We start from the raw sequence: 19,082 nt of genomic DNA on the forward strand, positions 1-19,082 counted from the left end.
TTTGCCAGCCATCATCTCGGAAATTCGCTATCGCAACGGTCCGGGCTTCAACAACCCGGATGACGACTTCATCGAAATCCGGGTGCCCACGGGCCAGAGTGTCTCGGGCCTGACGGTCGAGGTGTATAACCCCAACGGCACAGTGCGCAGCACAACGTCGGTCGATAGCGGCACCATGACCACCGTCGGCGGGTTCGACTATTACGTTTTGAACGCGCGCATCAATCGCTTTGGCGCGGTATCCCTTGATGACAATGGCACCGTTCTGGGGTTCGTGTCATTCGACGGCGACGTCACGGCCACCGAAGGGGCCGCCGATGGTCTGACCGCAAACCGCATTGGCAACGACAGCGATCCGGACCTGACAAATTCAACGCAGTCTGTCACATCGACCGATGGCATCAACTACGTCGTCAACGACAACCCCAGCCCAGGCGCGCCCTGTTTTGCGACCGGCACTCTGATCCTGACCGACAGCGGGCAGATTGCCGTCGAAAACCTGAAACCCGGCGACCGGGTCCTGACGGCAACCGGGGCGTATCTGCCTCTGCGGCTGAATCTCTCCCGCGCTCTGCGACAGTCCGAGCTGATCTCGCAACCCGAGCTGCGCCCGATCCGTATCGTGGCCGGAGCCTTGGGCCAAAGCTTGCCGGGGCGCGATCTGCTGGTTTCGCGTCAACATCGCATGCTGGTGCGGTCGCCGATTGCCGGGCGGATGTTTGGAACGCAGGACGTGCTGATCTCGGCAATCCGGCTGACCGACCTGCCCGGTATTTTCATCGACAACAGCATCACTCAGGTCACCTATCACCATCTGGTGTTTGATTGTCATGTTGTTCTGTTTGCCGAAGGCGCGCCCAGCGAAAGCCTGTTCACCGGCCCGCAGGCCGTGTTTGCCGTCACGCCAGAGGCGCGGACTGAATTGCTGGCCTTGTTCCCCGCGCTGAACGCTGCTGAGGCACAAACCGGCAAGCCTGCCTGTTTCATTCCCAGCGGTAAGCAGCAGCGCAAACTGGTGGCGCGGCATCTGAGTAACGAAAAACCGCTGCTGTCGCCGCCTGCGCAGGGATAGGCTTGACCCGAAGCGGGTCAACGATAATTGGCTTCAGCCGCGTTTGACGCCAGATGTCACATAATCCAAACCCCTTTCAAACAATGGTGTTTTTGCAGAAGATTACGCTCGACAGCCGCGCGGACCGTTTGTACTCAGCCAGATGCTGCCTATGTCGCAGCGTATCTTGTCGGGAAAAGCCCGATACCCCCTTGACCTGCCACGACGCAATGGCATGAACGACGCATGAGTACAGCACGACTAACAATCAATCTTCAGGCCGTTGCCAGCAACTGGCGGGCGCTGGATGCAAAGACCAATGTTGAAACCGGCGCCGTGGTCAAGGCCGACGCCTATGGGTTGGGGGCCGGACCCGTCAGCGGCGCGCTGGCCGAGGAAGGCGTGCGCAAGTTTTTCGTCGCCGTCGCCGAGGAAGGCGTCGCCGTGCGTGAGGCTGTTGGCCCCGGGCCGATGGTAGCCGTGTTTTCCGGCCATATGGAGGGTGACACCGATCTGCTGCGCGATCACGATCTGACGCCGCTGATCAACTCGGCCGAGCAGTTCCAGCGCCATATGCAGGCCCTGCCCGATCACCCGTTCGGCATCCAGCTTGACAGCGGCATGAACCGTCTGGGGCTGGAACCCGCCGACTGGGCCGAGCTGCGCCCCATGGCCGAGGCGCTGAACCCGGTGGTCGTGATGTCCCACCTCGCCTGTTCGGACGAGCCCGATCATCCGATGAACCAGCAGCAGTTGAAAACCTTCCGCGAGATGACGGACGGTGTCACCGCGCCGCGCTCGCTTGCGGCGACGGGCGGGACATTGCTGGGGCCCGAGTTCCATTTCGACTTCTGCCGTCCGGGCGTCGGCCTGTACGGTGGCATGCCCTTTGCCGGGGCCAAGCCGGTGGTCACGGTTGATCTGCCGGTCATTCAGGTCCGCGCCGTGGAAGTCGGAGAATCCGTAGGCTATGGCAACAGCTGGACTGCCCGGCGTCCATCGCGCATCGCCACAGTGGCGGCGGGATATGCGGACGGACTGCACCGCGCGATTGGCGGCGGCATTGATACGTTTTCGGGCGATCAGCCCTGCCCGGTCGTGGGCCGTATCTCGATGGATCTGATCACCGTCGATGTCACCGACCTGCCGCAGGACCCCGAACGCCTGCGCATCCTGAACGGCCATCAGACGGTGGATGATCTGGCCGAGGCCGCAGGGACGATCGGTTATGAAATTCTGACGTCACTGGGCCGCAGGTACTCGCGGGGTTACGTGGAATGAACCCCATTCTGATGCTTGGCGGATTGGGCCGCGCGGTCCTGAACATGCTGGCTGCGTTCGGACGCGTCGCCTTATTCGCGCTGGACGCGGTGTCGCATATCTTTCGACCGCCCTTCTACCCGCGCGAATTCGCCATGGCATTGCTGAATATCGGCTGGCTGTCCCTGCCCGTGGTAGGCCTGACCGCAATCTTCACCGGTGGCGCGCTGGCCCTACAGATCTATTCCGGCGGCGCACGTTTCAATGCCGAGGCCGTGGTCCCCCAGATCGTCGCCATCGGCATGGTGCGGGAACTTGGCCCCGTACTGGTCGGCCTGATGATCGCCGCGCGCGTGACTTCGTCCATCGCCGCAGAAATCGCGACCATGAAAGTGACCGAACAGATTGACGCTTTGGTCACGCTGTCCACCCACCCGATGAAATACCTGACCGCCCCTCGCGTGCTGGCGGCGGTGATCACCGTTCCTGCTTTGGTCGCGGTGGGCGATGTGATCGGCATCATGGGCGGCTATACGGTTGCCACGCAAAACCTGGGCTTCAACCCAGCGACCTATCTGAAAAACACGGTGGATTTCCTTGAGACGCGCGACATCGTTTCATCACTGGTCAAGGGGGCCGCCTTCGGCATGATCGCGGCCATCATGGGCTGCTATTACGGCATGTCCTCGGGCCGCGGCGCGCAAGGCGTGGGCCGCGCCACCAAAGGCTCGGTCGAGGCCGCCGCCGTGCTGATCCTGGCCGCCAACTTCGTTCTCACGGGGGTGTTCTTCTCGCTATGATCCGGATGGAGAACGTACACAAAGCCTTTGGCGACAACCACGTCCTGCAGGGCATGAACCTTGAGATTCCCAAGGGCACCTCGATGGTCATCATCGGTGGCTCGGGTACTGGCAAATCGGTGGCGCTGAAATGCATCCTCGGCCTGATAAAACCCGACAGCGGCATGATCTATGTGGACGGCAAAGACGCCACAAAGGGTGACCGAGATGCCTTTCTGGCCCGGTTCGGGATGCTGTTTCAGGGCGCGGCGCTGTTTGACTCGCTACCCGTCTGGCAGAACGTCGCCTTCCGCCTGCTGCGCGGGCCGCTGAAACGCCCGCCAGAATACGCCCGCGAGATTGCCATCGAGAAACTGCGCCGCGTGGGCCTGAAATCCAACGTGGCCGACCGTTTCCCGTCGGAACTGTCCGGCGGGATGCAGAAACGCGTCGGCCTCGCCCGCGCCATCGCCGCCGAGCCCGAGATCATCTTTTTCGACGAGCCCACCACCGGGTTGGACCCGATCATGTCCGGCGTCATCAACGACCTGATCCGGGAAATCGTGACTGAAATGGGCGCAACGGCCATGACCATCACCCACGACATGAGCTCCGTCCGCGCGATTGCCGACAACGTGGCGATGCTGCATGACGGGGTGATCCAGTGGACCGGGCCTGTGGGCCAGATGGACGCCTCGGGCGATCCGTATCTGGAGCAGTTCATCAGCGGGAGTGCAGAAGGGCCGATTGAGGCGGTGCGGTAGGAGATACTAGGCATGAATGAGCTAATTAGCGAACTATCATTTTGTGTAGAGTCAGAACGAACAAATACGAGGTTGCTCCACAGAGTTAAAGCATTTGCCACCTCTCTGGAAGATGGACCACGAGCAGCAATAGAAAATCTGGACGATGCATACGATGCGAGTGTTGATGACGGTCAGTATCATGTCGCGCTCAAGGAAATGGAAAGAGTGCTTGGCTACCTCGAAGGCTTAAATGAAAGCTTCCAGCAGCCTCAAGAAAGCCATCTAGACGCGGAACTAGCTCCGCGATTCAGTTTGAAGAAAGAAGACAAACAGCGAGTTTTGGAACTATGCTCAGAGATGAGGAAAATTGTCTTAGCAACCGAGATTTTTGATCAACCTCACAAACGCCGCCTGCTCAACCGCATTGCGGGAATCGAGCACCAAGTTGAACAACCCGACGGGCTGCTGGATATAGTTAGAGCTGGGGTATCTGACGTTGGAGAGACGCTAGGGAAATTTGGAAAAGATATCGAACCTCTAACTAAGCGCATGAAGGAAGTATCGCAAATCGCGCGTGCCGGATCGAAGGAGTATGATCAGATTCCGGCACCCGACGAAGTAAAACGTCTCCCCGCCCCAGATGAAGAATCTGAGGAATGACCCTCCGCCTCGCCACCCTCTCGCTCCTGATCCTCTACCCCATCGCGTGGTTCGCCCCGCTGATGCGCGCCGGTCTCCTCCCCATCTTTGGCCTCAGCGAGATCAGCGTCATCACCGGCCTCCAGTCGCTTTGGAAATCCGACGTCTTCCTCGCGCTGGTCGTCACAATCTTCGCCCTCGTCGCGCCTTACGTCAAAACCATCGGCACCGCGCTGATCCAATGGGACCTGATGGATGCTCGGCTACAACCCGCACTGAACATCCTCGGCAAACTGGCAATGGCCGACATCTTCCTGATCGCGCTTTATATCACGCTGGCCAAGGGCATCTCATACGCCACCATCGAAACCGCTTGGGGCCTGTACCTGTTCACCGCCTGCATTCTGGCCTCTCTGGCGCTCGGCTATATTACCGAGATGACATCCAGTTCACGAAATCCTCAGACCTAATTGATTGAAAACATTAATCTGAGTATCATTTTAGTATTCGAGCAGCAAAGTTTTTTGTCGTTTACGGGTCCGCAGCGGATCACCTTGCGTGTTTGATCTTTCCCTCCGCTTCGGCCCGGTGTGTACCGGTTTGAAAAGGAGAAGGACTATCATGGCCGCGCTCCATAACATTACATTGCAATTTCAGAATGCCGTTTTAAGACTGACTTTTTTCCTGATTTGCGCCGCAGCGCTTGGCGCAGTTGTCGCTACATCGCTGTCCGCGCTCGGCGTCTGGCCGTGGTTGTCGATGCAGGCCGGATTTGTCGGCGGCCCCATCGATGCGGGCGTCTATATCCAGATCGGGTTGACCTGCCTGATTCTCATGCTGGCCTTCTATTTGCCCTCAAACGCGCGGATGATGGCGCTGGAAAACGCGCACCGGAAGTTCTCGCTGAACATGGAGGACATCGCCCATGCCTATCAGGTGGCCCATGCCGCAGACCGCAGCGGGGCGTTTGCGCTGGCCTCGGAATTCGACGCGGTGAAGGAACGGATGGCCTTTCTGCGGGATCACCCCGACCTTCAAGCGCTGGAACCTGAAGTTCTGGAAACCGCGGCCCAGATGAGCCAGGTCAGTCAGGAACTGGCCGAAACCTATGGCGAGGATCGTGTCAGACGCGCCCGCACCTTCCTGCAACAGCGGCAGGAAGAGGTTGAGTTGTTTCAGAAGCGGATTGAGGATGCGCAGACCATCCTGCACGAGCTCAGCCAATGGACCCGCGATATCGAAATCGAGGAATCCATCGCCAAATCCCAACTAAGCCGCCTGCGGGACGAGTTGTTCGAGTTGCTGCCGGAACTTTCCGCCCAATTGCAATCCCCCCCTGATGACAGCGATCCAAGCGCGTCCAGCGTCATCGCAATGTCCCCCCCTCGGGCGGCGGAATAGGCGCGTCAGCGCCCGCTGCGGGGGATGGCCCGTCGGGCCTGAGCCCGCAGCGTGCCACCGGCGGGGATGAAAGCCCGCAAGGGCTTGAAGAACCGCCCATCCTCGGGCACCAAAGGCCACATGGCAAAGACGACTTCCTTCTCCTGCTCGGCCTGTGGTGCCACGCATACAAGATGGTCCGGCCGCTGCGACGCCTGCGGCGAATGGAACACAATCACCCAGGACGTGCCGCTTTCGGCGGGTCCGGCCAAGAAATCCCTCGGCGGCAAGCGGGGCACGTCCATCGCACTCACGGACTTGTCGACCGAGGAGACACCGCCACCCCGTACACTCAGCGGGGTGGACGAGTTGGACCGGGTGCTGGGCGGCGGCCTGGTCCCCGCATCGGCCCTGCTGGTCGGCGGAGATCCCGGCATCGGCAAATCCACCCTTCTGCTGCAAGCCGCCGCGCGGTTCGCCCGCGCGGGCGTCAAAACCATCTATGTCTCGGGCGAGGAAGCCAGCGCGCAGGTCCGAATGCGCGCCCGCCGTTTGGGGCTGGAAGATGCGCCCGTCCAACTGGCCGCCGAGACCAACCTGCGCGACATCCTTACAACGCTTGAGGCCGAGAAACCGGGCCTCGCCATTATCGACTCGATTCAGACAATGTGGGCCGACAATGTGGACAGCGCACCGGGTTCGGTGTCACAAGTCCGGGCTGCCGCGCATGAATTGACCACGTTTGCGAAACGACATGGCGTATCGATCATCATGGTCGGTCACGTCACCAAAGAAGGTCAGATCGCGGGCCCTCGAGTCGTGGAACACATGGTTGATACGGTTCTCTATTTCGAGGGCGAGCGCGGCCACCAGTTCCGCATCCTGCGCGCGGTCAAGAACCGCTTTGGCCCCGCTGATGAGATCGGCGTCTTCGAGATGACCGGAAAAGGGCTGGCGCAGGTTACAAACCCGTCGGCCCTGTTCCTGTCGGAACGCGGCACGCCCAGCCCCGGTTCCGCCGTGTTTGCAGGCATTGAAGGCACCCGCCCCGTTCTGGTGGAATTGCAGGCGCTTGTAGCCCCCTCGCCCCATTCGCAGGCGCGCCGCACGGTTGTGGGCTGGGACAGCGGGCGTCTGGCGATGATCCTTGCCGTGCTCGAGGCGCGATGCGGCGTTCCGTTCACTGGCCTGGACGTCTATCTGAATGTCGCCGGAGGCCTGAAAATCGGCGAACCCGCCGCCGATCTGGCCGTTGCCGCCGCGTTGCTGAGTGCGCGCGAAGACACTGCCCTGCCCGCAGACACGGTGGTTTTCGGAGAAATCTCTCTATCCGGGGCACTTAGACCGGCCCCGCAGACCGAAAACAGGTTGAAAGAAGCCCAAAAACTTGGTTTCACGTCGGCTATCGCTCCGGCAGGCGGCAAAACCGGTACTGTGGCAGGTCTGACACTCACCCGGCCCTCTGATTTGGTTGGGTTTGTTGGCGAAACCTTCGGAGCAGGTTAAAGTCGCGCCGCGAGGGGCAGAAAAAGAACAGGCGAGGGCCATGGAAGGTTTTACAATAATTGACGGGGTTGTGGCCCTGATCATCGTGCTGTCAGGTCTGCTGGCCTATTCGCGCGGTTTCATGCGCGAGGTTCTGGCCATCGCAGGCTGGGTCGCGGCGGCAGTCCTTGCATTCATCTTTGCGCCGCAGGCCGTGCCGTTGGTCAAAGAAATCCCCGTTGTCGGAGACTTCCTGCGCGACAGTTGCGAATTGTCGGTGATCACAGGGTTCGCTGCCGTTTTCGCCATCGCCCTGATCGTGGTCAGCATCTTCACACCGCTGTTCTCGTCACTGGTGCAGCGTTCCGCTCTGGGCGGGTTGGATCAGGCGCTTGGCTTCTTCTTCGGCATCGCGCGCGGCATCCTGCTGGTTGCCATCGCCTTCTTTGTCTACGACACGGTCATGACCGGCCAGTCCTATACAATCGTGGACGAAAGCCGCTCGGCCAAGGTATTCGAACAGTTCAGTTCGCAGATCGAAGAGCAGAACCCCGAGGCCGCTCTGGGCTGGGTCACTGCGCAGTATGAAGAGCTGGTAGCAAGCTGCACCTCGAACGGTTCGGCCCCTGCTGCTGAAAGCACCGGCAACTGATTGCTGCTTTACCAGTCTACGGAAAGCCCGGCACTGCCCGGGCTTTTTTGTGTCAAGCTAAACGAAGCCCTCGCCACCGCATACAGTGCATCGGATTGTCTTTAGCCCGAAACAGCCGTCGCAGCGGCTGGTGATCGGCTTGCCGTGAATATCGCGGCTTTTGATGACCTCGCCCGAGCCGTTGCAGATCTGACAGGGTGCCCGCCCCATGCCGCGACATCGATGGCACCGCCGCTTGGGTGTTTCATCCTTCTTCGATGGTGCCCTGTTTTGCCACATAGAAGCCCCCTGCCCGCTATATCCCCTGGTTTTCGCGCCCTTTCCGCCATGTCAGCATAAATGAAATCATATGTCATCAGCCTTGGCCCCGGATCACGGTTGCACAAATCCCACCTGCGGCATTGTGTATTTGTGATCCTTTGATGACAGGCGCGTTCTAAGGCATTATGTGGGGGCCAACCCGCCACGGAATCGGAGCTGCCGGTCTTGTTCTTTGTGTTTTCATCTGCGTGCGCCGCATCGATGATTGGCCATCTGGCTTTGGAAACACACCCAATCCCGCGTCTGGCGCAGGCCATCCGATCCCACATGCCGGTCAAACCTCTCGTCACAACGTCATAGAAATTGGAGCCCGTACATGTGTGGGATTTTGGGGATCGCAAGCCGGACACATGATGTGTTTGCGGAAATCTATGACGGGCTGCTGATGCTGCAGCACCGGGGTCAGGATGCCTCGGGGATCGTCACGTATAATGGTGAGTTTTTTCGCGAGAAAAAGGCCAACGGTCTGGTCAAGGACGTCTTCAACGCAACGGACGCTGAAACCCTGCTGGGCAAGGTTGGCATGGGCCATGTGCGCTATCCGACGGCAGGTTCCCTCAGCGCGGCTGAGGCGCAGCCATTCTTTGTGAACGCGCCCTACGGGATCTATCTGGTCCATAACGGCAACATCACCAACACCGCCGAGCAGCGTGAGAAGGTGACCGGCAAATACAGCCGCCACCTGCGCACCACGTCGGATTCCGAGATTCTGCTGAACGTGCTGGCTGACAAGGTGGCGGATGCGATCAAGGTCAACGGCAATGTCGAACCTATCCGCAACATCTTCGCGGGCGTGAAGATGACGATGGAGCGGGTGCAGGGTGCCTACTCCGTCATCTGCCTGATTGCAGGAGTCGGGATGCTGGCCTTCCGCGATCCGTACGGCATTCGCCCTCTGTCGGTGGCGGTGCGCGAAACCGACGGGGACGGCAATGACTATGCTTTTGCCTCCGAGGATGTGGCCTTCGGCATCAACGGGTTCAAGAAACTGCGCGACCTGGGCGCGGGTGAAGCAATCCTGATCGATCTGGACGGCAACATGCACGAATTCCAGGCGGTCGAAGGCAAGTTGACACCCTGTATCTTCGAGTATGTCTATCTGGCCCGTCCGGATTCACTGCTGGATGGCGTGTCGGTCTACAAAACCCAGATGCGCATGGGCCAAACGCTGGCCAAGCAGATTCAGGATTCCGGGCTTGAGATTGACCGGATCATCCCGGTTCCCGACAGCGCCCGCCCCGTGGCGCTTGAGGCTGCCAAGATCACCGGCATTCCCTATCGCGAAGGTCTGGTGAAGAACCGCTATGTCGGTCGGACATTCATCATGCCCGGTCAGGAGGAACGCCAGAAATCCGTCCGCCGCAAGCTGAACGCCATTCCGCTTGAGTTCAAGGATCACAATGTCCTGCTGATCGACGACTCGATTGTGCGCGGCAATACCATCAAGAAGATCGTGCAGATGTGCCGCGAGGCCGGGGCCAAAAAGGTCTATATCGCCAGCGCGTCGCCTCCGGTGAAATATCCCAATGTCTACGGCATCGACATGCCCACCAAGCATGAGCTGATCGCCAACGGCAAAGAAATCGAAGAAATCCGCGAGGAACTGGGCGCGGATGCCCTGTTCTATCAGCATCTCGACGATCTGGTCTGGGCGGCTAAGGAAGGCAACCCCGAGATCGAGGCCTTCGATTGTTCCTGCTTTGACGGCGATTACATTACCGGCAGCGTCAGCGACGACTACCTCGACAGTCTGGAAAACAGCAGCCGGGTCAGCAAAAAGCGCGAAGACATGCAGGTCGTTGGTGGGTCGTGGAACGGGGCCAAGCTGGCCTCGGGCTGAGGTCAGAAGGCGAATCAAGCTGAGGGGTTCAGGTCCGGGTTTTGGGCGGTTTGGGTCGGTGCAAAATCGATCACGAAAAGTTGCCGCCACATCCCCAAGTTGAACCCTTTGGATTTGCAAAGGCTTCGGCGGCGCGGTGTTTTGCACCGAAATCTGCGACGCGGCGGCAGTCTTTTGTTCCCTTTTGGCCTTTGTTAACCAACGTTCTGCTACCACTCACCAAAGGGGTCCGGGCCCTGCCCTGACCGCAGTTCATGTCCAACGCCACCGTCAAAAGCGCGGCCACCCAAAAGGGCGCGCTGAAGAAAAACTCTGTGTCTGTTCTTGGGATCTTTGGCCCCAAAAGCGATTTGCGCGCGCTGATGCGTATGGCGTCGGGTCGTGTCAAAGAGGTCAAGACCGGCAGCCGGGTCGGCTCGGGCACCATTGTTGCCATCGATGAACATGGGATCATGCTGCGACAAAGCGGCCAGACCCGGCGGATCGCGATTCCGGGGGGCTAACCCCCTCTTGACGCCCTGCGCGATGGGGTTCAAACCGCTGCTATGACCGATCAGACCAAAATTGCCCTCATCACCGGGGCCTCACGCGGGTTGGGCGCAGCCCTTGCCGAAGCGCTGGCCCCCGACTATCACATCGTCGCCGTTGCCCGCACCACCGGCGGGCTGGAAGAACTGGACGACCGGATCAAGACAAAGGGTGGATCCGCTACCCTTGCCCCCATGGACATCACCGATCCTAACGCCATGGCAACCCTGTGTCGGGGCATTCACGATCGCTGGGGCAAGGTGGATCTTTGGTTGCACACGGCCGTTCATACCTCGGCCCTGACGCCGGCGCATTTCGTTGATCCGAAAGAGTGGACGAAGGCGATGAACACAAACGCCAATGCCACCTCGGTCTTGATCCCTTATGTAACTCCTTTGCTGGGTGAAGCCGGTCACGCGGTGTTCTTTGACGACCCCAAGGCGGGTGAGAAATTCTATGGCATCTATGGGGCCACAAAGGCCGCACAGATGGCACTGGCGCGCAGTTGGCAGGTCGAGACCGAACGCACCGGCCCTCGGGTTTCCATTGTGGAACCTGCGCCGATGCCGACGGCCGTGCGCGCTCGGTTCCATCCCGGCGAAGATCGGGATGTGTTGACCAACACGGCAGATGAGGCGGCGCGGATTTTGGCACTGCTATAGGGGAATGGCCCGTTCCGGGCCATGCCTCCGGCGGGGATATTTTTAGCCAGATGAAGCTGGGATCAGGCGATATGAACGCCGTTGCGCCCGGCGAGATCGACGAAGAATTGCCAGGCGACGCGGCCCGAGCGCGCGCCTCGGGTGGCCTGCCATTCGATGGCTTCGGCGCGCAGGGTTTCTGGGTCGACTGAAACCCCGTAGGCACCGCAGTAGCGGTCGATCATGGCAAGGTATTCGTCCTGATCGCAGGGGTGGAACCCGAGCCACAGGCCAAACCGGTCGGAGAGCGAGACCTTTTCCTCGACCGCTTCGGACGGGTTAATGGCGCTGGAGCGTTCGTTCTCGATCATGTCCCGCGGCATCAGGTGGCGGCGGTTGGAGGTGGCGTAGAAAACCACATTCTCGGGGCGGCCCTCGATACCCCCATCCAGCACGGCCTTGAGCGATTTGTAGTGCTGGTCGTCATGGCTGAAGGACAGGTCATCGCAGAACAGGATAAACCGATGCGGCGCGGCCCGCAGGTGGTTCAGCAGGCGCGCGACCGAGCCCATATCCTCGCGCTGCAATTCCACCAGTTTCAGGTTTGGGTGATCTGCCTGCAGCGTGCCATGCACCGCTTTCACCAAGCTGGATTTTCCCATTCCCCGCGCCCCCCAAAGCAAGGCGTTATTGGCCTTATACCCGTCGGCAAACCGGCGCGTATTGTCCAGCAATGTGTCGCGTGAGCGGTTGATGCCCACAAGCAGATCCAGATCGACCCGGTTGACTTGCGTCACCGGCTCCAGCCGGTCCGGCTCGACATGCCAGACAAAGGCCGGGGCCTGGTTGAAATCCGGGGCGGCCAATGGGGCGGGTGCCATGCGATTCAGCGCGTCGGCGATACGGTTCAGGGCTTGATCGTCCATCGGGGCCTCCGGGTCAGGGTCTGGCGGTTTCAAACCATGATCCGCCCGCCACAACAAGAGCCGGCAATGAAAAAGGCGCGCCAACCGGGGCGCGCCTTTATCCGGGATCAGGGAAGGTTACTTGCCTTCTTCTTCCTGAATGATCTCTTCATCCGCTTCGGCTTCGTCATCATAATAGCCATCGGCACGCAGTTGTTCCTCGCGCTTTTTCTCGACACGGGCGACGAGGAAGATCGACACTTCGTAAAGGCCATAGACGACCACGAACAAGATGACCTGAGTGATCACGTCGGGTGGCGTCACCAGCGCGGCCAGAACCAGAATCCCCACGACCGCGTATTTGCGCACTGCACCTAACCCTTCGGCGCTGACCAATCCGGCTTTGCCCATCAGGGTCAACAGGACCGGCAGTTGGAAGCACAACCCAAAGGCCACAATGAATTTGATCGTCAGGTTCAGGTATTCCTGTGCCGAGCCCTGGAACACGACGCTTAGCGGAGCAGCAGTTGCACCATCGACCACAGCCTCACCTTCCGCGCCAAACTGCTGGAAGCCAAGGAAGAAATCGTAAGCCAAAGGCGTGACAACATAGAAGGCAAAGCTAGCACCCAGCAGGAACATGAAGGGTGACGCGACCATAAAGGGCAGAAACGCGTTCTTTTCCGACCGATACAGCCCCGGTGCCACGAACCGCCACATCTGCATTCCGATATAAGGGAAAGCCAGAATGAACCCGCCCAGCAGCGAAACCTTGATGGCGACAAAGAAGCCTTCCTGCGGTGAGATGAAGATCAGCCCGCAATCCTGCCCACGTTCGTTCAGCACCTCACACAGCGGGTGCGTCAGGAAGTTGAAAAGCGGCGTTGCCACGGTGAAGCAGATGATCATCCCGACCAGAAACGCCACAACGCAATGAATGAGCCGCGTACGCAGTTCCGCCAGATGCTCGATCAACGGGGCCGAGCTGTCTTCGATTTCGTCGGTCTTGCTCATGTCTAGTTCTCGGAATTCAGCGCCGCTTCGGCCTCTTCCGCCTTGGCCAGCGCATCAGCGGCTTCCTTGGCCTTGCGCTCGGCCGTGGCGCGGGCGCTCGTGGCCTGAACCTTCTTGGCTTGTTCGGCCCGCTCGGCCGCCAGTTTCCCGGTTGCGCTGTCGGGATCGTATTTGGTTGGGTCGATGCTTTTGGCCATGTCCTGCGCCGCCTGTTTCACACCATCCATGGCCGTGTTCACAGGGTTCGTCGCAGCATTAAGACCCTTCTTGATCTCGTTCACACCCGCCTGATCCGCCGCTTCGTTCATGGCGCTGCTGAATTCGCGCGCCATGCCCCGCGCCTTGCCGACAAAGCGCCCGACATTGCGAAACAGCACCGGCAGGTCCTTGGGCCCCACCACGATCAGCGCAACGATGCCGATGACCAGAAGCTCGGTCCAGCCCAGATCAAACATCTGCGCTTAGACCTTGTCTTTCTCGGTTTCGGGCGTGACATCCTTGGCCAGCTCGGACGCGTCCTGTTCGATCTCTTCCGAACCGTCCTTGACGCCTTTCTTGAACGCGGTGATGCCCTTGCCGACTTCACCCATCAACGAGCTGATCTTGCCGCGACCAAACAGCACCAGCACCACAACCGCAATCAGCAGAAGACCGGGAAGGCCGATATTGTTGAGCATGTCTCTTCTCCTTTGCTTGGGCGCCGTGCGCCCGGAATATGATCTGAGCCTGTGTTTACGCCGCAAACCTGCCCGTCAAAAGGGAACTGGCCCCAATTGGTGCTCAAATTTGATGTGATCGGATGGATTCATGGGGCTCGCATTTCTCAACTGACAGGTTTATGTCAGTTGTAAGGGACTAGGCAGAGGTCATCGAAACCTGGTCAACGGAGAATCAAATGACCCATGTTGCGGAAATCGTCACCTTCAGCCTCGCCAATGGCACCACGGCGGAAGAGTTCGTGAAACTCAGCCAGGCGTCCGAGGCATTTGTCCGGTCGGCCCCCGGCTTTGCCCATCGTCAGCTGAGCCAGGGCGAGGATGGCCGGTGGACCGACTATGTCGTCTGGACCGATATGAATGCCGCGCAAGATGCCGCTGCGCAATTCATGCAGCAGGATTGCGCCGCCGCCATGATGGCGGTGATCAATCCCGACAGCGTCCAGATGCGCCATGAGACTGTGCTATGGAACATGACCGCGTAACCCCGGTTAGATCGGCGTGTCATGCGCCGCACTGACCGTCTGTTCGACATCATACAGATCCTGCGCGACGGCAAACTGCACCGCGCGCAGGACATCGCGGATCGGCTCGAGGTGTCAGTCCGCACCATCTACCGCGACATGGATACGCTGGTCGCCTCGGGCGTTCCGGTCGAGGGCGAGCGCGGCGTGGGCTACATGGTGCGCGAGCAGATCACCCTGCCCCCGCTGAACCTGACACCCTCCGAACTCGAAGCCCTAAACCTCGGCATGGCCATCGTGGCCGAGGCTGCAGACTCGGACCTCAAATCAGCCGCCGAGTCGCTGGCGGAAAAGATCGACGCGGTTCTGCCCACGCAGGTCGTAGCCGAAGCGGATGCCTGGAAATTCGCGGTCTACCCCTTTGCTGACGCCGCGCGCGGACTGGCCCATATGGCCCCGATCCGCGCCGCCATCAAAGCACGACAGAAACTGCACCTCGTCTATCGCCGCATCGACGGCACCCTGACCGACCGCATCATCCGCCCGCTGCACATGGAATACTGGGGCCGAGTCTGGACCCTTACAGCATGGTGCGAACTACGCGAAGGCTTTCGCGTCTTCCGCATCGACCTGATCGAATCCATCACGCCCCAACCGGAACTCTTCACAGATGAACCCGGCAAACGCCTGAGCGACTACGACCCAAACGCGTAATCCCGGCTTCATCTGGCCAAAAATACCTCCGCCGGAGGCATGGCCCGGAACGGGCCATTCAACGTCACTTCAGATATGGCTCGGGATCAACCGACTCGAACCCCTTACGCACTTCGAAATGCACATAGGCGTTGTCGCCGCCCCGCAGTGCCGCAATCTTCTGCCCGCGCCGGACCCGATCGCCTTTCTTGACGGCAATATTATCTACATTGGCATAGACCGTCAGCAGGTCATTGTTGTGCTTGACCACGATGATCGGCACCTGATCCGCATCTGCTGTGATGGCCGCAACAGTCCCCGCCTCAGCCGCCTGAACGGATGTACCCGGCGCGGCAGCGATATCGATGCCTTCGTTTTTGCCCTTCTCATAGGTCCGGATGATCTTGCCGGATACCGGCAGTGACAGCGCCGATGTGCCCGTATTGCTGGGGGCTTCGGCAGTAACGTCCGGAGCTTCGGGCGACTCGGTCAGCGGTGCGACCTGTTCATCCGGCAGCGGCTGCGTAGCGCTTGGGGGTGTCGGAGTGGGCGAGCCCTGCCCCGGTTGCGTCACGTTGGTTGCCTCAGCCGCCGGGGCCGCCGCAGCCGCGCGCGGCGCAGGCTGGTTCTTGACAGGGATCAACAGGTACTGACCTTCGCGGATCGCAAAATCCGGACCCAACCCGTTCCATTCTGCCAGCGATTCAACCGGAACCTGATAAAGGCGCGATACCGTATAAGCTGTTTCGCCCCGTTTGACCTTGTGCTGGATCGGTTCAGGCCCAGCGGGCACTGGGGCCGGGGCTGACGCGGTTCTGGCCGGTTCCAGCGTTGTAGTCTGAACCGAGCCCGTCTCGGGCGCCTGATCAATGGCCGAGCCCGCGATTGACGCGATATCGACACCGCTGGATGCCCCGACCGAGCGCGGCAGAGCCAAGACCTCGCCCTCGCGCAGCTTGTCTGTTGTCTGCAACCCATTGAACCGCGATAGCTCGCCTTCGGGCAGGCCCACACGCGCGGCCACGTCGCGGACGGTATCGCCCCGGCGGGCCACGGCGACCTGATAGTTCGGATAGGTGATCACACCACGCGCATCCGGTGCCGGACGGCTGGCCGTGGCGCTTTGCGCGGCACCGGTGGTCGAAAACCCGCCGATCTGCCCCCGCAGGTCATAATCCAGCGGCCCTTCGCACCCGGCAAGAATTGCCAAGGCAGCGACCCCGGTAACACAGCGGCGCATTGCCGATTTGGAAACTGCTCTCATCACGTCGATCCTCAACACCTGCCCCTGTTCTCCGGGGTTTTGGCGACAAAACTCTAAGACCTGTTATGCCTCGTCCTTTCCCAGCCCCTCAAGCAGGGGCACGAAACGAACGGACGTCAATTCGTCGTAATCCAGTCCATCCTCGGTGCGCGTCACCTTGATCAGCTGCTGCACTGCATCCGACTGTCCTACGGGTAGCACCATGATACCCCCGATTTTAAGCTGCGCCAAGAGCGGGCCCGGAGGATCCTCGGCCGCCGCTGTCACGATGATACGATCAAAGGGCGCTTGTTCCGGCAGACCAAACGAGCCGTCAGACAACATCGCGGTCACATTGGTCAGTCTCATATCGCGAAACAACTGACCGGTTTCGTTGACCAGCCGGCGGTGCCGCTCGACCGTATAAACCCGGCGTGCGAGTTTCGACAGGATAGCCGCCTGATAGCCCGATCCGGTGCCGACCTCCAGAACCGTGTCCCGGGGGCGTACCTCCAGCGCCTGCGTCATCAGCCCAACGACCGAGGGCTGGCTGATCGTCTGCCCGCAGGCGATAGGCAGCGGCATGTCCTCATAGGCGCGGTCCGCGAACAGACCGGTCACAAAGCGGCCCCGATCCACCTGCTCCATCGCCGCCAGCACGCGCGCATCTGTCACGCCCCGTTTGCGTAGGGCAAACAGGAACTGCATCACGGTTTCGGGGTCCAGTCCGCTCATTCGATCGACTTCAACGCCCCTAGCGCATCATGCGCCGTCAGATCGGCCCGCATCGGCGTGACCGAAATATACCCGGCCAGATTGACCGCGGCATCCGTGCCGGGCGCGGTCGGGTTGTGCTGATACCCGCCCTTGATCCACAGAAACCGCCGCCCCGAAGGTGAGCTGTGCGGCTCGACCGAGAACCGCGTGTCGCGGCGAAAGCCCTGCGGCGCGACGCGGATGCCCAGAACCTCATCCGCCGGAACCGGTGGGAAGTTAACGTTATAAAACAGACGGTAATCGCTTTGTTCAGTGGGAGTCGCGTCCAGAATGCGCCGTACCAGATCGGCCCCAAAGCGTGCCGCCGCCTCAAACGGATCACCCAGCCCCAGATTGCGCGGCCCGAAATACTGCGACAAGGCGATGGCTGGAACGCCTTGCAGCGCCGCCTCCATCGCGCCGCCAATGGTACCGGAATAAAGCGTATTCTCGGCCGAATTGTTGCCCCGGTTCACCCCTGACAGCACCAGATCGGGCGGCGTGCCCTGCATCACATCATGCAGCCCCGCCAGTACGCAATCCGCCGGGGAGCCTTCGGCAGCGAACCGACGCTCATCAAGCTTAGCCACCATCATCGGATGCGTGTAGCTGATGCAATGCCCAACACCTGATTGCTCAAACGCCGGGGCCACAACCCAGACTTCGCCATCCGGCCCGGCCAGATCCTTTGCAATCGCCTCAAGCGTGATCAAACCCGGCGCGTTGATCCCGTCATCATTGGTCAAAAGAATACGCATGTGCCCGATCATCCCCACGTTTCGCCCTTGATAGACCCGCCCTTGCATTGCGGCAAGCAAAGCGCGCACGCAATCTGAGGCTTTCGCGCACCACTTTAGCGGAAATTGCAGCTTAGACCGGAAAAACGAAGCAGCGGTCGCGGCGGATCGTCAACCACATGACGCGCCCAGAGTTGGGCACAAACACATTTGGCACCGTCACTTTCAGGATCGAGCCGTCGTGGTCCATACGAAACTCGACCAGGCTTTCATTGCCCAGAAAGCGCGCACGCTCGACGGTGCCACGCGCTGCAACTCCGTCGGTGACGGTGGGCGATGGCCCCTTGCCGTTGCGGTCGAAATCCAGCTTTATGTGTTGTGGGCGAAAGACAATCTCGACATCGGTGCCATCCGGGATGCCGGGGGCTAGGAACTGACCGAAAGGCGTTTCCGCCAAGGCTCCGTTAACTTCCGCTCGCAAGACATTGACATCGCTAAAGAAGGCAACCGCAGCCTTATCTGCTGGCCGTGTGTAGACATTGTAGGGCGCACCTTGCTGCACGATCTTGCCACGGCGCATCAGAGCAATCTCGTCGGCCATACGCATGGCTTCCTCAGGCTCATGTGTGACCAGCAAAACAGCGGCATCTTCTTCCTTTAGGATTGCCAGCGTCTCATCCCGAATACCGTCACGCAGACGATTGTCGAGGCCCGAGAACGGCTCGTCCATCAGCATGATCCGGGGGCGTGGGGCCAAAGCGCGGGCCAAAGCGACCCGTTGCTGTTCGCCCCCCGACAATTGATGCGGAAACCCATCGATGAAACGCATCAGGTCGACTTTGTGCAGCAACTCCTCAACCCGGGCGCGTTTTTCGTCTTTGCTGCCCTTCAGGCCGAAGGCGACGTTTTGGGCCACGCTCAGATGCGGGAACAGGGCAAAATCCTGAAACATTAGCCCGATCTCACGCCGTTCGGGCGGCACCCGGAACACCGTGTCGCAGATCAGCTTGCCATCGACATAGATTTCGCCCGAGTCCTGCATCTCGACCCCGGCAATCATGCGCAAGGTGGTGGATTTGCCGCAACCCGACGGCCCCAGCAGGCACGTCACCTGCCCAGCCTGAATGGTCAGCGACACGTCATCGACAACGACCCGCCCTTCAAACCGGCGGACCATATTGCGAATTTCCAGACGTGGAGGAGTTGCGTCTTCTGTCACCAAGGGACCCCGT

Annotated in this window: 22 protein-coding genes; 14 read left to right on the forward strand and 8 right to left on the reverse strand. The window is 60.3% G+C overall.

Translation table 11 applies throughout. The features are described 5' to 3' along the window. Position 1 precedes the first annotated feature (1 nt). The 12 genes from ACR0KX_RS08480 (at position 2) to ACR0KX_RS08535 (ending at position 11,343) form a co-directional block, all read left to right on the forward strand. The gene (locus ACR0KX_RS08480; RefSeq protein ID WP_480708271.1) at positions 2–1,072 is read left to right on the forward strand and encodes a Hint domain-containing protein; all 1,071 of its coding nucleotides are present in this window, start codon (positions 2–4) and stop codon (positions 1,070–1,072) included. Positions 1,073–1,297: 225 nt separating this feature from the next. Then, the gene (gene alr / locus ACR0KX_RS08485; protein ID WP_170621895.1) at positions 1,298–2,332 is read left to right on the forward strand and encodes an alanine racemase; all 1,035 of its coding nucleotides are present in this window, start codon (positions 1,298–1,300) and stop codon (positions 2,330–2,332) included. Then, positions 2,329–3,111 carry an MlaE family ABC transporter permease gene (locus tag ACR0KX_RS08490; RefSeq protein ID WP_170621896.1) on the forward strand — a complete coding sequence of 261 codons (783 nt, stop codon included), beginning with the start codon at positions 2,329–2,331 and terminating at the stop codon, positions 3,109–3,111. The genes alr and ACR0KX_RS08490 overlap by 4 nt, the downstream gene beginning before the upstream one ends. Then, positions 3,108–3,854, forward strand: a complete 747-nt coding sequence (locus ACR0KX_RS08495; RefSeq protein WP_480708274.1) for an ABC transporter ATP-binding protein — start codon at positions 3,108–3,110, stop codon at positions 3,852–3,854. Before ACR0KX_RS08490 ends, ACR0KX_RS08495 begins: the two co-directional genes overlap by 4 nt. Positions 3,855–3,866: 12 nt before the next feature. After that, a complete protein-coding gene (locus tag ACR0KX_RS08500; protein ID WP_480708276.1) occupies positions 3,867–4,496 on the forward strand; it encodes a hypothetical protein in 630 nt (209 codons plus the stop codon). Then, a complete protein-coding gene (locus ACR0KX_RS08505) occupies positions 4,493–4,945 on the forward strand; it encodes a paraquat-inducible protein A (RefSeq protein ID WP_480708278.1) in 453 nt (150 codons plus the stop codon). Before ACR0KX_RS08500 ends, ACR0KX_RS08505 begins: the two co-directional genes overlap by 4 nt. 151 nt (positions 4,946–5,096) lie before the next feature. Continuing rightward, complete coding sequence (locus ACR0KX_RS08510) at positions 5,097–5,876, forward strand: kinetochore Spc7 family protein (protein ID WP_480708280.1); 780 nt, start codon at positions 5,097–5,099, stop codon at positions 5,874–5,876. Positions 5,877–5,996: 120 nt separating this feature from the next. Next, on the forward strand, positions 5,997–7,361 hold the full coding sequence (radA, locus tag ACR0KX_RS08515; protein WP_170519011.1) for a DNA repair protein RadA: 1,365 nt from the start codon (positions 5,997–5,999) through the stop codon (positions 7,359–7,361). Positions 7,362–7,401: 40 nt separating this feature from the next. Continuing rightward, a complete protein-coding gene (locus ACR0KX_RS08520) occupies positions 7,402–7,992 on the forward strand; it encodes a CvpA family protein (RefSeq protein WP_170519014.1) in 591 nt (196 codons plus the stop codon). A 637-nt stretch (positions 7,993–8,629) separates the two neighbouring features. Continuing rightward, a complete protein-coding gene (purF, locus tag ACR0KX_RS08525; protein ID WP_170621900.1) occupies positions 8,630–10,153 on the forward strand; it encodes an amidophosphoribosyltransferase in 1,524 nt (507 codons plus the stop codon). Positions 10,154–10,407: 254 nt separating this feature from the next. After that, positions 10,408–10,656 carry a hypothetical protein gene (locus tag ACR0KX_RS08530; protein ID WP_170519017.1) on the forward strand — a complete coding sequence of 83 codons (249 nt, stop codon included), beginning with the start codon at positions 10,408–10,410 and terminating at the stop codon, positions 10,654–10,656. 42 nt (positions 10,657–10,698) lie between these two features. Next, entirely contained in the window at positions 10,699–11,343 is a 645-nt protein-coding gene (locus ACR0KX_RS08535) for an SDR family NAD(P)-dependent oxidoreductase (RefSeq protein ID WP_170621901.1), read from the forward strand. Positions 11,344–11,405: 62 nt separating this feature from the next. On the opposite strand, the gene ACR0KX_RS08540 is transcribed toward ACR0KX_RS08535, so the two are convergent. The 4 genes from ACR0KX_RS08540 to ACR0KX_RS08555 all read right to left on the reverse strand — a co-directional run bounded on the left by ACR0KX_RS08540 (position 11,406) and on the right by ACR0KX_RS08555 (position 13,918). After that, positions 11,406–12,248 carry an ATP-binding protein gene (locus ACR0KX_RS08540; RefSeq protein ID WP_170621902.1) on the reverse strand — a complete coding sequence of 281 codons (843 nt, stop codon included), beginning with the start codon at positions 12,246–12,248 and terminating at the stop codon, positions 11,406–11,408. Positions 12,249–12,365: 117 nt separating this feature from the next. Continuing rightward, the gene (gene tatC / locus ACR0KX_RS08545; RefSeq protein ID WP_170519024.1) at positions 12,366–13,241 is read right to left on the reverse strand and encodes a twin-arginine translocase subunit TatC; all 876 of its coding nucleotides are present in this window, start codon (positions 13,239–13,241) and stop codon (positions 12,366–12,368) included. Positions 13,242–13,243: 2 nt separating this feature from the next. Beyond that, positions 13,244–13,696, reverse strand: a complete 453-nt coding sequence (gene tatB, locus ACR0KX_RS08550; RefSeq protein WP_170621903.1) for a Sec-independent protein translocase protein TatB — start codon at positions 13,694–13,696, stop codon at positions 13,244–13,246. Between the two features lie 6 nt (positions 13,697–13,702). After that, complete coding sequence (locus tag ACR0KX_RS08555) at positions 13,703–13,918, reverse strand: twin-arginine translocase TatA/TatE family subunit (protein WP_170450201.1); 216 nt, start codon at positions 13,916–13,918, stop codon at positions 13,703–13,705. 218 nt (positions 13,919–14,136) lie between these two features. On the opposite strand from ACR0KX_RS08555, the gene ACR0KX_RS08560 reads away from it, so the two are divergent. After that, positions 14,137–14,442, forward strand: a complete 306-nt coding sequence (locus ACR0KX_RS08560; RefSeq protein ID WP_170450198.1) for a hypothetical protein — start codon at positions 14,137–14,139, stop codon at positions 14,440–14,442. A 21-nt stretch (positions 14,443–14,463) separates the two neighbouring features. Further along, complete coding sequence (locus ACR0KX_RS08565) at positions 14,464–15,135, forward strand: helix-turn-helix transcriptional regulator (protein WP_170621904.1); 672 nt, start codon at positions 14,464–14,466, stop codon at positions 15,133–15,135. A 64-nt stretch (positions 15,136–15,199) separates the two neighbouring features. On the opposite strand, the gene ACR0KX_RS08570 is transcribed toward ACR0KX_RS08565, so the two are convergent. The 4 genes from ACR0KX_RS08570 to ACR0KX_RS08585 all read right to left on the reverse strand — a co-directional run bounded on the left by ACR0KX_RS08570 (position 15,200) and on the right by ACR0KX_RS08585 (position 19,027). Beyond that, a complete protein-coding gene (locus tag ACR0KX_RS08570) occupies positions 15,200–16,378 on the reverse strand; it encodes a peptidoglycan DD-metalloendopeptidase family protein (protein WP_170621905.1) in 1,179 nt (392 codons plus the stop codon). Between the two features lie 63 nt (positions 16,379–16,441). Beyond that, complete coding sequence (locus ACR0KX_RS08575) at positions 16,442–17,092, reverse strand: protein-L-isoaspartate(D-aspartate) O-methyltransferase (protein ID WP_170621906.1); 651 nt, start codon at positions 17,090–17,092, stop codon at positions 16,442–16,444. Further along, entirely contained in the window at positions 17,089–17,871 is a 783-nt protein-coding gene (surE, locus tag ACR0KX_RS08580) for a 5'/3'-nucleotidase SurE (protein ID WP_170450190.1), read from the reverse strand. The genes ACR0KX_RS08575 and surE overlap by 4 nt, the downstream gene beginning before the upstream one ends. 112 nt (positions 17,872–17,983) lie before the next feature. Further along, a complete protein-coding gene (locus tag ACR0KX_RS08585; RefSeq protein WP_480708397.1) occupies positions 17,984–19,027 on the reverse strand; it encodes an ABC transporter ATP-binding protein in 1,044 nt (347 codons plus the stop codon). Between the last annotated feature and the right edge of the window lie 55 nt (positions 19,028–19,082).

Source organism: Ruegeria sp. BG5 (genome assembly GCF_056538425.1).

Bases quoted from the DNA above. Each gene is read 5' to 3' on its own strand.
- ACR0KX_RS08495 (WP_480708274.1), top strand. From the start codon at position 3,108: ATGATCCGGATGGAGAACGTACACAAAGCCTTTGGCGACAACCACGTC.
- ACR0KX_RS08575 (WP_170621906.1), bottom strand. From the start codon at position 17,092: ATGAGCGGACTGGACCCCGAAACCGTGATGCAGTTCCTGTTTGCCCTA.
- ACR0KX_RS08490 (WP_170621896.1), top strand. From the start codon at position 2,329: ATGAACCCCATTCTGATGCTTGGCGGATTGGGCCGCGCGGTCCTGAAC.
- ACR0KX_RS08505 (WP_480708278.1), top strand. From the start codon at position 4,493: ATGACCCTCCGCCTCGCCACCCTCTCGCTCCTGATCCTCTACCCCATC.
- ACR0KX_RS08520 (WP_170519014.1), top strand. From the start codon at position 7,402: ATGGAAGGTTTTACAATAATTGACGGGGTTGTGGCCCTGATCATCGTG.
- ACR0KX_RS08560 (WP_170450198.1), top strand. From the start codon at position 14,137: ATGACCCATGTTGCGGAAATCGTCACCTTCAGCCTCGCCAATGGCACC.
- ACR0KX_RS08565 (WP_170621904.1), top strand. From the start codon at position 14,464: ATGCGCCGCACTGACCGTCTGTTCGACATCATACAGATCCTGCGCGAC.
- radA (WP_170519011.1), top strand. From the start codon at position 5,997: ATGGCAAAGACGACTTCCTTCTCCTGCTCGGCCTGTGGTGCCACGCAT.
- surE (WP_170450190.1), bottom strand. From the start codon at position 17,871: ATGCGTATTCTTTTGACCAATGATGACGGGATCAACGCGCCGGGTTTG.
- alr (WP_170621895.1), top strand. From the start codon at position 1,298: ATGAGTACAGCACGACTAACAATCAATCTTCAGGCCGTTGCCAGCAAC.
- ACR0KX_RS08535 (WP_170621901.1), top strand. From the start codon at position 10,699: ATGACCGATCAGACCAAAATTGCCCTCATCACCGGGGCCTCACGCGGG.
- ACR0KX_RS08555 (WP_170450201.1), bottom strand. From the start codon at position 13,918: ATGCTCAACAATATCGGCCTTCCCGGTCTTCTGCTGATTGCGGTTGTG.
- ACR0KX_RS08585 (WP_480708397.1), bottom strand. From the start codon at position 19,027: ATGGTCCGCCGGTTTGAAGGGCGGGTCGTTGTCGATGACGTGTCGCTG.
- ACR0KX_RS08510 (WP_480708280.1), top strand. From the start codon at position 5,097: ATGGCCGCGCTCCATAACATTACATTGCAATTTCAGAATGCCGTTTTA.
- ACR0KX_RS08530 (WP_170519017.1), top strand. From the start codon at position 10,408: ATGTCCAACGCCACCGTCAAAAGCGCGGCCACCCAAAAGGGCGCGCTG.
- ACR0KX_RS08540 (WP_170621902.1), bottom strand. From the start codon at position 12,248: ATGGACGATCAAGCCCTGAACCGTATCGCCGACGCGCTGAATCGCATG.
- tatC (WP_170519024.1), bottom strand. From the start codon at position 13,241: ATGAGCAAGACCGACGAAATCGAAGACAGCTCGGCCCCGTTGATCGAG.
- ACR0KX_RS08570 (WP_170621905.1), bottom strand. From the start codon at position 16,378: ATGAGAGCAGTTTCCAAATCGGCAATGCGCCGCTGTGTTACCGGGGTC.
- purF (WP_170621900.1), top strand. From the start codon at position 8,630: ATGTGTGGGATTTTGGGGATCGCAAGCCGGACACATGATGTGTTTGCG.
- tatB (WP_170621903.1), bottom strand. From the start codon at position 13,696: ATGTTTGATCTGGGCTGGACCGAGCTTCTGGTCATCGGCATCGTTGCG.
- ACR0KX_RS08500 (WP_480708276.1), top strand. From the start codon at position 3,867: ATGAATGAGCTAATTAGCGAACTATCATTTTGTGTAGAGTCAGAACGA.